Genomic DNA, 13,844 nt, shown 5'->3' on the forward strand with positions numbered 1-13,844 from the left:
GCGAGACGGACTGAAAGTCACATAATAAAAAATAGCAGTCTGTAAGAATCAGACTGCTTGGTTTTTTGCTTATAAGGGAACTCCGAAGACCTCTAGGGACTTGAGTTCAGAAGGCTGGAGTCTCCGCCATTCTCCCAATTTCAGGCTTGGGTCTAGCGTTAGAGGACCCATAGAAATCCGCTCTAAATCCACCACTTCCTTGCCACAGGCAGCGACCATACGCTTGACCTGATGGAATTTTCCTTCAGCGATTTCGATTTCGACGTAGGAGCTGGTATTTGCCTCATTCACCTCTAAGATCTGCAATCTCGCAGGTAAGGTGGTGAAGTCTTTGAGGGCAATGCCTTCTTCAAAACGGGCTACATCTACCTCATCTACGATCCCAGCCACCTGGGCACGGTAGATCTTCGACACATGCTTCTTCGGCGAAAGCATGGCATGAGCGAGCTTGCCATTATTGGTCAAAAGGAGCAAGCCATGGGTATTGATATCTAGACGCCCGACAGGAAAGACTTCCTTGTGATGGGCTGTCTCATCCAATAGATCTAGCACAGTTTGGTGGTGGTCATCTTCAGTCGCTGAGATGACCCCAGCTGGTTTATTAAGCAGATAATACACGAAGGTTTCATGGACCAGGTCTTCTCCCATAAAGGTCACCTGATCCTTGTCTGGATCAATCTGCAGCTTTCCTGCTGTCTCTTTTTTTCCATTCACTGCAATTTTCTTTTGCTTGAGGAGTTGCTTAACCTCGGTCCTACTCCCCACACCACAATCTACTAAAAATTTATCTAGGCGCATAGTTATTTCCCACTCTTTCGCACAATCCAAAGACCAAAAAAGGAAACCAGGATCAAGAGGATACCAGAAAATCCAAAAATGAAGACTGGAGCAGATGAGATCGTCCCTAATAGACTAAGGACAAAGGTCGTTGCGATCGAACCTGTACTACATCCCAAAACCGCAATGGACGTTGCCTGGCTCAAGACCCCTGCTGGCATCTTATCAGATAAGACATTGTAAACTGTTGTAAGAGCCACACTGTAGGCGAAGCCAGAAGCAATGGTTACAAGGGCAAGAATCAAGAGATTTGGAGAGACCCCGATCAACATTTGGGCCACACCAAAAGCTACTCCCGAAACTAATAATAAACGATCACGGAATAGATAGGTCAAGGGCGAGAAGGCCAAACCTGCCAAGATCCCAACAAATTGCATGGCTGCTAATATAACCCCAGCAGTTTGGGCCGTGCCATGTCCAACTTGTTCTACCACACTTGGAATCCGAACGGTGATCATGACATTGGACAAGACGATAGCTGCCGCAACGACCGCTAGGCCGAGCGCAGTCCGCCATTGACCCCCTGTCATCTTGACATCCCGGTGTTTTTCCTCCACTGCTTCCGTCGTAGATCCATAAGGCACAAATAAGAGATACAAAAGTAAGATAGGAATACTGATACCGTATACGAGAAAGGCAGCCTGCCAGCCAAAGCGAATCAAAAGGCTAACTCCAAAGGTTAAAACGGCCGTCCCAACAACCTCTGCAGAACCACGAATACCAAGGGTTTGGACGCGTTCTTTTCCTTTATAGCGCTCACTGATAATGGCAATGGCAGAAACATTAAGCAAACCAACTGCCATCCCGAAAATAATCCGAGACAAAAAGACAACCGGATAGGCTGGACTGATTAAGGGAATAAAGCCACATAGAGCGTAAGCAACTAAGCCTGTCACAATCATCTGGCGCTCTGAAAATAGACGTCCAATCCATTTATTGAAGATGAGTGAAACCATGATCCCAGCTGAAGGAAGCGAGACCAAGAGCTCAATCATGCTATGAGGAATTCCCTTGTAATAGGCAAACATGGCCGACTGCGCACTCGAAATAGAAAACGAGGTCGTCAAAATAAATGAAAGCGCGAGAATACTCACTTTCTCCATGATTCTTTTCATTATTCTATCCTTTAAACTAATCTTTTTTTCACACTCCTCCTATAATAACACGAGCTAGTGACAGGACGCAATAGATTGAATTAAAAAAAACGAAATGATTTCTCCATCATTTCGTTCGTGCTAGCAATTGTGAGGCAAATACTCCCGTTAGGACCATCAAAGCGCCAATCCAGACAAAGAGCAGGTGATTGGAGGGAGCTAGTGGCGTCACCAACTGGATGAAGAAAGAAGAGAGGGCTGATCCGAGATTGCAGCCGATCAAGACCAGCGAGGTCGCAAGGTTCAGGAGATTGGTCGGTATTTTTTCAGATAGGTGATAGAAGATACTGGTGACTCCCGTACTGTAGGTAAATCCTGCTAAAAGGGTTCCTAAAACCAGGCTCCACAGCTGTCCGGACAAGCCAATCAAGGCCAGAGCTAGTCCAAAACCAAAGCACATGATCATGAGCAAGTTCTTTTTGAAAACATGTGTCAAACTAGCAAAGCCCACTCCTGCTACAATCCCTGTCAATTGCATCAGACTCAAGACGGTTCCAGCTGTTGTCGCTGTCCCCATACGAGCATCAACGATGATATCCGGCACGCGCAGACTAATAATAGAATTGAAGCAAATGATGATACCAGCAATCACAGCTAGCATCAGACTAAAACGCCATTGAGGGGAGCGAAGGCGTGCGGAACCTTTCTTTTTCTCCTTCAAGCTAGCCTGTTTTTTCTCCTTAGGATAAGGGACAAAAAGGAGATAGAGGAGTAAAATCAAGTAACCACCACCATATACGGCAAAGATCGCTGGCCAGCCTAGGGGTAAGAGTTGTCCCACCATAAAGGTCAAGATGGCAGAGCCCACCACTTCAGCAGACCCCCGATAGCCCAGCATCCGGGTCTTATCATTGCCTGAGTAGCGCTCACTGATAATCGAAATAGCCTTGGCATTGATCATTCCTGTCCCCAAGCCAAAGAGCAAACGACTCAGAAAGATGAGAGGATAGTCCTGCACGACCAAAGGCAAAAGCCCGCTAGTTGAAAAGAGCAAAAGTCCTGCAACAATCATCTGGCGCTCACTCATCCACCGCTCGATCACGCTATTTAAAAAGAGCATGGCCACGACCGCAAAGGCCGGCAGGGAAACCAAGAGTTCTACCTGACTTGCTGTATAGCCGAAGCGGCTAAAATAAGCCTTCATAGCTGGCAAACCGGCTGTAATTGAAAAGGATGAGATCAGCATGAGCGACAAGCTCAAGAGACTGATTCTTTCCATTGTTTTTTTCATTTTTTATTTCCTACACTTTACTGGTAACATTTTGATTTTACTAGTTTTTTCAGAAAAGATTCAAACTAGTATTTTCAATAGAATCCTAGTATAATCAATTTAGAAATAGAAAAACAGGACATTTGTCCTATTTTAGGAGATTAAGATGAAAAAAATTTCCCCATCTACAAGACTCAAGGAAATCATCACAGACTACCAATTGGACCAGATCTTTCCGGGCGACTGCCTCAGCCAGCTGGACCTCGTTCTCTACCAGGCTGGAGATTATATCTGCCGCCAGGGTTCTGAGCAAGATGTCATTCCTTATTTTCTCAATGGCCGGCTCAAGATCGTTCATAGTCTTGAAAACGGCAGTGACACCATCCTTGAAATCCAAGAAAAACCTGGACTCTTAGGAGAGATTGAGCTCCTGCTTGATCGGGTCTGTATTACATCGGTCATTGCAGACCAAGACTCACTAGTCATCCAGCTCCCAGCCCAGCACTTTAAGAAGCGCCTTCTGCTTGATCCAACCTTTTTGCGCTCTACGGCCAAGACCTTGGCTGAGAAATTGCACCAGATCAACTATTTAGCTCCTGCTAACTTTCATTATTCGGTCAAGGAACGCCTCGCTACGCATTTTCTGGAGCATTGCGATGAAAATGCGACCCTCAAGCCCAAGATGAATCAGCTGGCCCTGCGTTTTGGGATCAGCTACCGCCACCTTAGCCGTGTCATCAAGCAGATGATCGAAGAGGGCTTAGTCCAAAGAGAAGGACGGATCTATACGATTTTAGATGCAAAAAGGATGAGTGATTTGTCCATCAAACATGCGGAAACCGTCGACAGATAACTTTAATTTTAGGCTCTTTTGTGTTATCATGGAGGGTAGAAAGAAAGTGAGAGTAAAACGATGAAAGCAATTGAAAAAGTTACAAGAGCGTCCCATTTGATTGATATGGATGACATTATCCGCGAAGGAAATCCAACACTTCGAGCTGTTGCGGAAGACGTGACCTTCCCTTTGTCTGATCAGGAAATTATCCTGGGTGAAAAAATGATGCAATTCTTGCACCATTCTCAAGACCCTGTTATGGCTGAAAAACTTGGCCTCCGTGGAGGAGTGGGACTCGCAGCACCACAGTTGGATATCTCTAAACGGATTATCGCTGTTTTGGTTCCCAATCCAGAAGATGCCGATGGCAACCCACCAAAAGAAGCCTATAGCCTTCAAGAAGTCATGTACAATCCAAAGGTTGTCGCCCATTCTGTTCAAGATGCAGCTCTTGGCGACGGGGAAGGCTGTCTCTCAGTAGACCGCAACGTCCCAGGCTATGTGGTTCGCCATGCCCGCGTGACCGTTGAGTATTTCACAAAAGATGGGGAAAAGAAACGCATCAAACTCAAAGGCTACAACTCCATCGTCGTTCAACATGAAATCGACCACACCAACGGCATCATGTTCTATGACCGCATCAACCCAAATAACCCATTTGAAATCAAAGAAGGCCTCTTGATTTTAGAATAGCGTAACCGACAAAAATACCTAACTGAGGAAACTCTCAGTTAGGTATTTTTTTGTTATTTTTTGCCTTGCTTTTTATTCGAAAACTTACGCATGATAGAGCGCACTATACTGATAAATAGATCAAGCACGATTGTATAAACTAAAATTCTTACTCCCCACACTAGCCAAAATGGATATTTTATACCTGGTTTAGAATATCCTGAATTATAGGCAATTACTGTAAAGGATATAAAAACTAAAATTTCTAATAAAATACGATGTTTAGCTTTTTTTAGACTGAAGCCTTTCAACCAACCCCATAGTAAATCCCACAACGTCGGATTCTCCTCAGGTTCATCCTCCCAGTAATCCTTGCTTTTTGTTTTCAAATACAAGAGGTAGCCCACTTCTGTCAGCAACTGAGTAAAGGCGTAACTGAACAGTATGCTTACGGATACTCCTAGCACCACTCCAAAATAGCCAGTAAGGGCCGCTCCTATCATGGAGCAGACGAAGATGATCGTTAGGGCATTGCTACTGTAACTACTTGATTTTGCGAAATAATTTCCCAGGGTTCTAGTTGGTGAAAAGCCAATCTTTAACTGCTTCTTAAGCCAAAAATAATGATAAATAAAGCCCAATAAGGTACAAATCACAAGAAAAGGAATGACGATGAAGCCATATTTCGGGAAACCTACCTCAAATTCTTTATTTGCCAGAGCAGAAACAATGATGAGCAAGCCCATGACTTGGAGCGATAAAAACATCCCTGCATAGGTGAATAAGAGTAGGGTCGTTGACAATACTTGTCTTCTATATATAAATGCCCCCATTAACGGCAAGAAAAATGTAATGATATGGTAAAGACAATAGATGACGAGAATATCAAAAAACCAATGATTAAATGGTTTTATACCTTTTGATACATCATACGAATAAAAGCAAAGGATTTCAATCGCGAACAGAAATACGCCTGTCCACGAATTGATCATCATAGCCGCTGAAGCACGTGTATTGGCTAAACTTTTAAAGTAGACTTTGTTCGCCTGCTCAATATCGACTGTCTTTTCGTTTTTCATGACAAATCCTTTCTAAAAAATTCTTTTAAGATCCAAAAGCAGATGGATGTTGCTCTTGCTTCTGAATTTCACTTAACTTGATCTACTTGATTTTGGCTTTGAAAGAGATGATTGGGGAATAAAAAATTAAATTCCCAGCTGATAAAAATAGAAATGAAATACTTAATAAAACTATATGAAAAATAAAATTAGGGCTAAGGTTTAAAAGAATCACGTAACATACTGCAATTGATACTACCAAAGCAAATAATGTTAAAGTCAGAATCAATAGTATTTTCTTTATCTCACTTGGGAAACAATATACTTTTCGAGGTGTTTTATCTGCCACAATTTCACGCATCCCTTCTCCTCTACCCATCCAAATCCGAAGTCCCACTACAAAAATTAAAATCAACATCATCAAGGTTAGATTGACGAAGCGAGAAGTAAAATTGAGGAATTTTTCGATTGGAAATACCCTTGCTAATAGCATGGAGGTTACACCTATACTAAGCGATGCCCTCCCGATATTATTACTCACTAAACTCTGATGATGCTTATCCCTCTCAAACACTTTTGGAGCTAGGACTTCTACTTCATCCTCTGTTAGCTGATAGGCTTTATGAGGGATAAAATAAACAAACCACGGCAGAAAATAGGTGATGATAATCGGACGATCAACTTCCATCAAATACCACTCTCCATCAACTTTTAACAAATGGTAGCGAAAGTTCATTTTGGGCAACCGTTCGATTTTTGCTGGTTTAAACATAGATCATCCTTTCTTGACATTTACACTTTTTCCTATTTTTTAATTTTTGCCTTATAATCCTCGCCTGAAGCATATAATAATAAATTACCATGTGATAAAAAAACCAATGAAAAAGCAAATAAGGCCACATGAAGAATTAGATTGGGTTTACTGGTACTCAGAACAAAGCAAAATGATACAACTGAAAGAAATAAAGCCAATGTTACTAATAGAAGATTTTTTAGTAGTAACCTAAATCTTACTGGGCGACAATACATTTTTTTAGCTTTCTTGGAAGACTTTATGACCGACTCTTTTTTCCCAATACTGATCCAAATGCGAATTCCAAAAGCAATGATTAGAACAAGGATCATTAGCACTAGATTCAGTAGATGGGAAGTAAAATATAAATAATCCTCTATCGGAAAAGCTCTACCTAGTAAAACTGCTAAGGAACCAGCACCAAGTGTTGAAATCCCTGCTTTAGTCTGAGTTGAAAGTATGTTCTTATCTCTTTTAAGAACTTTCGGAGCTATTGCTTCTACTTCATCCTCTGTTAGCTGATAAGCTTTATGAGGGATAAAATAGGTAAACCATGGAAGAAAATAGGTGATGATAATTGGTCGATCGACGTCCATTAAATACCATTCATTCTCTACTTTTAACAAACGATATCGAAAATTCATTTTCGGCAAACGATCGATTTTTGCTGGTTTAAACATAGATTGATCTTACTTTCTATACTATTTTATTCTTAGGCAGTCATAATTATATTATTTATTCATAAAAGAACATACCATCCATCATACCTGATTTTACTTTGATGATCAAGTTTTGACCAAAAAAAGTATCCAACTTCTTAGCAGTTGGATACTTTTTACTCTATTATTTTTTGGGCACAGGGGTTGATGGCTCAAAACACTGTTTTGAGGTAGTAGATAGGGATTGCGAAGCAAGGCCCCTTCTTAATCAACTGTGCGGGGGTACTAAAAAGGTCCTGCGGACCTTTTTTGCCCGAGCCTTAAAACCGAAAAGCGAGGTAGAAATCAAACTCTTCGAGTTACTGATTTCTGTCTCTCGGCGCAGTGGTTGATTGCTCAAAACACTGTTTGAGGTGGCAGATAGGGATTGCGAAGCAAGGCCCCTTCCTAATCAACTGTGCGGGGGTACTAAAACCGAAAAGCGAGGTAGAAATCAAACTCTTCGAGTTACTGATTTCTGTCTCTCGGCGCAGTGGTTGATTGGAACTACTCCTACCTGCGGTACTCGTACTTCCTAATCAACTGTGCGGGGGCAAAACTACGAAATCGAGACTGCGTCTACCGATTTCTGTCCTGCTCCCTATATTGCCCAATCTCCGTTGCGGAAGACTGGGACGCGGGTGCCGTCTTCTCGGATGCCGTCGATATCCATTTGGCTTGAACCGATCATGAAGTCGACGTGGACGTCTGAGCGGTTGAGGCCGGCTGCTTCGAGTTCTTCTTCTGTGAACTCTGCGCCACCTTCTACACTGGTTGCATAGGCTGCTCCGATGGCCAAGTGGTTAGAGGCATTTTCATCAAAGAGAGTGTTAAAGAAGGTAATTCCTGACTGTGAAATTGGGCTTGGATCTGGTACGAGGGCACATTCACCCAAGGCACGCGCTCCCTTGTTTTTGAAGACCAAATCTTTCATGACTTGATCGCCTTTTTCTGCTGTGATATCTACGATTTCTCCATTTTCAAAGGTCACTTTGATGCCTTCGATGATGTTTCCATTGTAGCTAAGCGGTTTTGTAGAGGTGACATAGCCTTCTGCACGGCGGAAGTCAGGAGCTGTGAAGACCTCTTCTGTCGGCATGTTTGGCAAGAAGCTTTCACCTTGGGCATTGATGGCTCCGGCAGATTCCCAGACGTGGTTTTTCGGCAAGCCAAGGGTCAAATCAGTCCCTGGGGCTGTGTAATGAAGGGCTGAGAAGTGTTCCTTATTTAATGTATCTGCCTTGCTCTTGAGAATAGCAGCATGCTTTTCCCAAGCCTTGACTGGATCTTCCTCGTAAACTCGGCAAGTCTTGAAGATTTGATCCCACAGGAGATCCACTGCTTCTTCATCGCTCGCCGCATTTGGGAAGACCTTTTTCGCCCATTCTAAACCTGCTGCTGCAGCAACCGTCCAGCTGACCTTGTTGGATTGAGTAGCGATGCGCATTGGTTTCATGGCCATGCCCAAAGCCTTAGCAGAAGCAGAAAGCTTCTCAGCATCAACGCCGTTTAAAGCACCTGGATCAGACGAACGCACACCCAAACGACTGGCCTTGTGTTCCAAGAGGTAGTTCATCTCCGCGATCTTGTAGTCTGGCACATTGTCCAAACGATCCATCGGTGCATGGAGGAATTTTTCCCGGGTAGTGAAGTCATCGGCCCATTGGACAATCACTTCGTGCGCACCCAAGGCATAGGCTTCCTTCACAATCAAGTGAGCCAATTCTCTTTGTTCCACATCAATGTTCAAGACCAAGGTATGGCCAGGTTGCACGTTGATGCCGTTCGCCACTAACAATTTAGCGTATTTTTCGAGGTTTTCTTTAAAATTTGGTAAAACCATTTTTTTCTCCTTCATAAGTGAATAATCTTCTCCTAGTATACCATAAGTCCATGCAAAAAGAGAGTGGGACAGAAATCGGTAATTCGTTAGAATTCGATTTCGTCGTCCCACCTCCGCACAGTTGAGTAGGGCTGTAAAAACTGATGAAATCAGCGTAGTAGAGCCCACTCAACCACTGCGTCTTGCTCGACAATCCAAAAATAATTGAGAGGCTAGGACTTTTGTCCCAGCCTCTTTTTCTTGTTCCTTCTAACTTAAGGAAGAACATAGCCTTGATCATCCACGGTATGGGGTTGTTCAGAACTGCTATTCTCTCTCAAGGCTTGCAAATCTTGATCCAAAATGGAATTGTAATCCGTACTACCTTCACGGGTTACCCGAGTCGATACTTGGCGCAAGAGTTTTTCATTAAGATTGCGAACCCAGCGACCATTACTATGGTCATTGGCACGCATATAATTCCCTTTCACAATCTCTCCATAAAGGGCTTCATTGACCTGGTAACCTTGCTTACGCAATCCTAACAAACCGATCTCCACGATCTCATCTGGGCTGTAGTCTTCAAAATCAAATGTAGTTGGGATCCGGCTTTGCAGACCTGAATTGACCTGCAAGAAGTCGTGCATCTCTTTCGTGTAACCAGCAAAGATAATGACGATATCGCGGCGGTGATCCTCCATAAATTTGAGGACTTCGTCCAAGGCTTCTTTCCCAAAATCATCATTTAAACCGGTATAGAGCGTGTAGGCCTCATCGATAAAGAGGACTCCACCCAGTGCACTTTCTAGGACTTCGCGCGTCTTCAAGGCTGTTTGACCTTGGTAGCCTCCAACCAGATTGCTCCGTGATACTTCGATGAATTTCTTCTGCTTGATAACCCCTTTTTGGAAGAGGATATTACCCAAAATGCGGGCCACAGTCGTTTTCCCTGTACCGGGGTTTCCAAGAAAGAGAGAGTGCAAGGTCGTATCTTCAACGATGCCACCTTGTTCAGCCCGTTTTTGGTTGAACTCAGCCATAGCCACAAATTGTTCAACTTGCTCTTTCACCTTAGCAATTCCAACCAAACGGTTGAGGGCAGCCATCCCATCTTCTTCCTTGTCGGCTCCTGCTTGATACTTGCCTTGGTTAAGAACAGCATCAATATCGCTATTGAGGATGGTCTCAATATCGTCAGAACCTTGAGCCACCACCCGATCTGCCATGGTCTTGGTCAATTGTTCATCCAGGTTACGGATCCAGCGACCATTGCTCTTATCTAGCGAGCCATCATAAGCCCGCTTAACATGCCGCGCATAGTAATCCCGGTCTTCGAGCTTGTAGTCTCCTTTGCTTAGGATCATTTCGCCTAGTTGGACAATCTCATCTCCTGTGAAATCTTCAAAGATGAAATTATTTGGCACCCGAGAACGAAGGCCTGGATTGGTCTTTAAGAACTCCTCCATTTCCTTGGTATAGCCGGCAAAGATAATCATGATGTCGTCACGATTGTCCTCCATAAATTTGAGGATGGTATTGATCGCCTCGATCCCAAAGTCCGCACCGCTGTCCTTTTTATCCAAGCTATAGGCTTCATCAATAAAGAGGATGCCCCCTCGCGCTTTTTCAAGCAGGGCTTGGGTCTGTTCAGCTGTTCCCCCAATATTTGAAGAGATCAGATCGGACTCCGTTGCTTCCACGAAACGGAATTCTTCCCCTGAGAGAACACCCGCATCAAAGAGCACTTGTCCCAACAGACGTGCCACAGTGGTTTTCCCTGTACCAGGGTTTCCCATAAAGGCAGCATGCAAGGTTTGCTTTTCCGGTGCCTTGCCACTGGCGATTCGTTTCTTGTTAAATTCCACCATGTTGATCATTTTCTTGATCTCATGTTTGACTTTTTCAAGACCAATCAGGCTATTGAGTTCTTGAAGAGCATCTTGATTTTTCTCTGGTCCAGAGCCCGTTGTAGGGGTTGATGCCACCGTTGCATCCGTCGCCTGTCCCGTAGGAACGACTTGCGCATTGCCCTTCGCCACTTCTCTACTGACAAGATAATCACAATCATCCTCGATTTCCTTGGTCAGATCACGCGCATCGCCCTGCCTATAGGTCACGGTGCCCACCTTCGCAAAAGCTCCACCTTGAAGCCGTATATTGGGATCCGCAATCTTATGACAAATCATATGCTCAGCCATCAGCACACCATCATCAAAAACTCCAAATGAAATGGTTTCGGCATTCTCATTCAAGAAGGTTGTTTCTCCAGTCAGGGAAGCAAAGGATTCTTCATAGACGCATAAAAATTCTGAAAATGTAGCTTGATGAGCTCGGATCATACTATTGTATGAATTGATGGAGGTCATATGATCCGAATCCGAATTGAATTGAACATTATTATCAAGACAGACCCCAGTACCAGTAGGCAACTCAATTTTACAGTTTTCAGACTCCCAGATGACATTCCTCAACCAAACTGGTGGAAAGTCCTTTTCCAGATCCCCGCCTGTAATCGTTGAATTTTTTGCGATCACTTCTGAGTCCTTGGCATGGATGGTATTATTCCCAAATATTTCAATATGGACATTTTCTAAGGTCAATTTAGATCCTTCTGACAGATCAATCTTAGAAAAAATCGTTGAATTGCGAATGGACAATTCCGAAGCGGACATACCGATGGCACTTTGGTGTTTTTCCGGAACCTTCATCCCGACTCCTTCCAGTGTCAACTTCGAATGCGTATCCATATAGATAAAAAATTCACTATTTGTCGGAGTGGTTGCTTCAAAATAGACCTGTTTACAGGTGATATCTGAGCTATTCCATAAGAGCAAGGTAGTATAATTCCCACCAACTTTAAACCACAGATCTTCAAATGTCACCTGAGCTCCCTCTACAAATCGGAAGGAAGCCTCAATGATGTTGTTAAACATGCGCCCATTGCCATTTGGATTTGGGACCACATGCCCCACAAAATGAAGGTTCTTGTCGATCTCGATCACTTTATTTGTCGGCCATTGAAAGACATACCCATTTTCAAATTCGATGGTATCACCATCCTGCGCTTTTTCAACCGCATCCATAAAGTTCCAACTATTGTTGTAAGGCCCTACTAAATATCTTGCCACGCACTTCTCCTCTATTTCCTCTTTTTGGAAGAACATCCATTGTTTTTCTGTTTACTTGTTACAAACACTTGTCACTAAAAATTGTAACACAATCCAGTGCCAAAGAAAACACTTATCAGATCTGAAAAGACTGAAAAACCTCTATTTTCAAAAGGAAAATAGAGGCTGTCCGTTAATCTTTTAAGGTTGAAAACAAGCCGGCTAGAGCAATCGCTCCTGAGAGCATGGCAGTGGAAAGGAGCAGCACATTGTCTGCCACTTCTAGCTTGTACTCAAAGACTTTTTCAGCTGGTTTGTCTTCTGCAAAAATTTCTAACTTCATGTTCTATTCCTTTCTTAGTCATCCTCCTCACCCAGATAGAGACGTCGTGCTTCTGGGCTGTTGGTAAGAATATCGAGATAGGTTTCATACTCATCGGGCAATGGCTTTCCCAAAGAGATATCTAGCTCTGGATTCACATTTTTCCCAAAAAGAAAGCAGAGATAGAGACGTTCATTGAGCGTTGGAAAAACTTCGAGAGACATGAGCTCAGCCTGCCCTACTCGCTCCCAATCTTGCTCTTGGATATCTGGTAGGATATAGGCTTGAAAGAGTCCCAGCAGAGGATTATCCTCTGGTTGACCACTTTCCTTGTCCGCCTGAACCAAGGAAAGCAGTTGGCCAAAACCAGCTACTTGGCGCTCCCGTCCCTTCACCGAAACCGTAATCGGGTGCCCACCCATATGGCTATAAATCCATTCTTTGGGTAACCGATAATCTAACAGGGGCTCAAGGTCTTTGACAATCGTTACAGGGCTAGAGCGTAGAAACTGACGAGTGACTGCTTTACAAAAGAGAATATCCTCCTCTTTCAAGGTCACTCCCTTCCAACAATTTTCCTCCTTAAAATGGTTAAAAAACACCAGATAGGGCTCTCGCATCATTTGTGCTAAGACATAGACACCATTTCGTAAGCGAATGGAAATGATCTTCCCTGACTTCCAGGGTATTGCTCTTTTTTTCTTTTCTATCATTAGCCAACCTCAAATTTAGCGAAGATCGTTAAATCCATCAGAATAAATCACTGTGACTTCCTGTCCTCAGCAAGTTTAAAATCAATTCGTCCTTATCTACTTTGTAAACCAAAAGCCAATCCGGCTGGATATGACACTCCCGAACACCTTGGAAATGCTTGGAGTTGGTCAGTTGATGGTCACGATATCTGACAGGAAGTTCTTTTTCTTGAATCAGAAAATGTAAGACTTCTTCTAATAAGTCTGCCTTCAAACCACGCTTCATTGCCAACTTAAAATCTTTTTTAAACTGTTTATGATAGCGAATCTTAAGCACGCAAGTCCTCCATCAAGTCTGAGACAGATTCAAAAGACTGACTCATATTCCGATTTTGCTCTACATCCGTTACCACTTGAAGCAATTTCCTGTTTTCGTCTATCTTAACATCAAAAGGTAGACCCTGATATTGAATAGCCTGACGGAGGAAAATGTTGATGGCTGTAGTCATATCCATTCCTAAGTGGTTAAAAACCTGTTGAGCCTGCTCCTTGACCTTACTATCCAAACGAATACTCATACTCGTCTTTGACATATTCTCACCTTCTTTCTATTGATTATTGTAACAAAAAAGAAGGCTGTTGTA

At 43.3% G+C, this 13,844-nt stretch carries 14 protein-coding genes; 2 read left to right on the plus strand and 12 right to left on the minus strand.

Annotation, left to right across the window (positions count from 1 at the left end):
- Positions 1–69: 69 nt before the first annotated feature.
- The 3 genes from HMPREF2904_RS05780 to HMPREF2904_RS05790 all read right to left on the minus strand — a co-directional run bounded on the left by HMPREF2904_RS05780 (position 70) and on the right by HMPREF2904_RS05790 (position 3,222).
- Positions 70–798: a pseudouridine synthase gene (locus HMPREF2904_RS05780; RefSeq protein WP_070660888.1), complete on the minus strand. Its 729-nt coding sequence runs from the start codon at positions 796–798 to the stop codon at positions 70–72.
- A 2-nt stretch (positions 799–800) separates the two neighbouring features.
- Positions 801–1,952 (minus strand): MFS transporter, encoded by a 1,152-nt coding sequence (locus tag HMPREF2904_RS05785; protein WP_070660892.1) that lies wholly within the window; start codon positions 1,950–1,952, stop codon positions 801–803.
- Positions 1,953–2,058: 106 nt separating this feature from the next.
- Positions 2,059–3,222, minus strand: coding sequence for an MFS transporter (locus tag HMPREF2904_RS05790; RefSeq protein ID WP_070660895.1), 1,164 nt, complete (start codon positions 3,220–3,222; stop codon positions 2,059–2,061).
- A gap of 145 nt (positions 3,223–3,367) precedes the next feature.
- Between HMPREF2904_RS05790 and HMPREF2904_RS05795 the strand changes: the two genes are divergently transcribed.
- Entirely contained in the window at positions 3,368–4,054 is a 687-nt protein-coding gene (locus HMPREF2904_RS05795) for a cyclic nucleotide-binding domain-containing protein (RefSeq protein ID WP_070660899.1), read from the plus strand.
- 60 nt (positions 4,055–4,114) lie between these two features.
- On the plus strand, positions 4,115–4,729 hold the full coding sequence (def, locus tag HMPREF2904_RS05800; RefSeq protein ID WP_003004253.1) for a peptide deformylase: 615 nt from the start codon (positions 4,115–4,117) through the stop codon (positions 4,727–4,729).
- A 53-nt stretch (positions 4,730–4,782) separates the two neighbouring features.
- On the opposite strand, the gene HMPREF2904_RS05805 is transcribed toward def, so the two are convergent.
- The 9 genes from HMPREF2904_RS05805 to HMPREF2904_RS05840 all read right to left on the minus strand — a co-directional run bounded on the left by HMPREF2904_RS05805 (position 4,783) and on the right by HMPREF2904_RS05840 (position 13,793).
- On the minus strand, positions 4,783–5,787 hold the full coding sequence (locus tag HMPREF2904_RS05805; protein WP_070660901.1) for a hypothetical protein: 1,005 nt from the start codon (positions 5,785–5,787) through the stop codon (positions 4,783–4,785).
- A gap of 82 nt (positions 5,788–5,869) precedes the next feature.
- Positions 5,870–6,538 carry a DUF443 family protein gene (locus tag HMPREF2904_RS05810; protein ID WP_070660904.1) on the minus strand — a complete coding sequence of 223 codons (669 nt, stop codon included), beginning with the start codon at positions 6,536–6,538 and terminating at the stop codon, positions 5,870–5,872.
- A gap of 32 nt (positions 6,539–6,570) precedes the next feature.
- Positions 6,571–7,239: a DUF443 family protein gene (locus HMPREF2904_RS05815; RefSeq protein WP_070660907.1), complete on the minus strand. Its 669-nt coding sequence runs from the start codon at positions 7,237–7,239 to the stop codon at positions 6,571–6,573.
- A gap of 619 nt (positions 7,240–7,858) precedes the next feature.
- Positions 7,859–9,100, minus strand: coding sequence for an aminopeptidase (locus HMPREF2904_RS05820; protein ID WP_070661192.1), 1,242 nt, complete (start codon positions 9,098–9,100; stop codon positions 7,859–7,861).
- 254 nt (positions 9,101–9,354) lie between these two features.
- Complete coding sequence (locus HMPREF2904_RS05825; protein WP_070660910.1) at positions 9,355–12,207, minus strand: AAA family ATPase; 2,853 nt, start codon at positions 12,205–12,207, stop codon at positions 9,355–9,357.
- Between the two features lie 172 nt (positions 12,208–12,379).
- Positions 12,380–12,529, minus strand: a complete 150-nt coding sequence (locus tag HMPREF2904_RS11425) for a hypothetical protein (protein ID WP_141751200.1) — start codon at positions 12,527–12,529, stop codon at positions 12,380–12,382.
- A gap of 14 nt (positions 12,530–12,543) precedes the next feature.
- On the minus strand, positions 12,544–13,221 hold the full coding sequence (locus tag HMPREF2904_RS05830) for a hypothetical protein (RefSeq protein WP_141751201.1): 678 nt from the start codon (positions 13,219–13,221) through the stop codon (positions 12,544–12,546).
- 37 nt (positions 13,222–13,258) lie between these two features.
- Entirely contained in the window at positions 13,259–13,537 is a 279-nt protein-coding gene (locus HMPREF2904_RS05835) for a type II toxin-antitoxin system RelE/ParE family toxin (RefSeq protein ID WP_031576545.1), read from the minus strand.
- A complete protein-coding gene (locus HMPREF2904_RS05840; RefSeq protein WP_031576547.1) occupies positions 13,530–13,793 on the minus strand; it encodes a type II toxin-antitoxin system RelB/DinJ family antitoxin in 264 nt (87 codons plus the stop codon). Before HMPREF2904_RS05840 ends, HMPREF2904_RS05835 begins: the two co-directional genes overlap by 8 nt.
- Between the last annotated feature and the right edge of the window lie 51 nt (positions 13,794–13,844).

It is taken from the genome of Streptococcus sp. HMSC072G04 (genome assembly GCF_001813295.1).
Lineage (GTDB): Bacteria > Bacillota > Bacilli > Lactobacillales > Streptococcaceae > Streptococcus.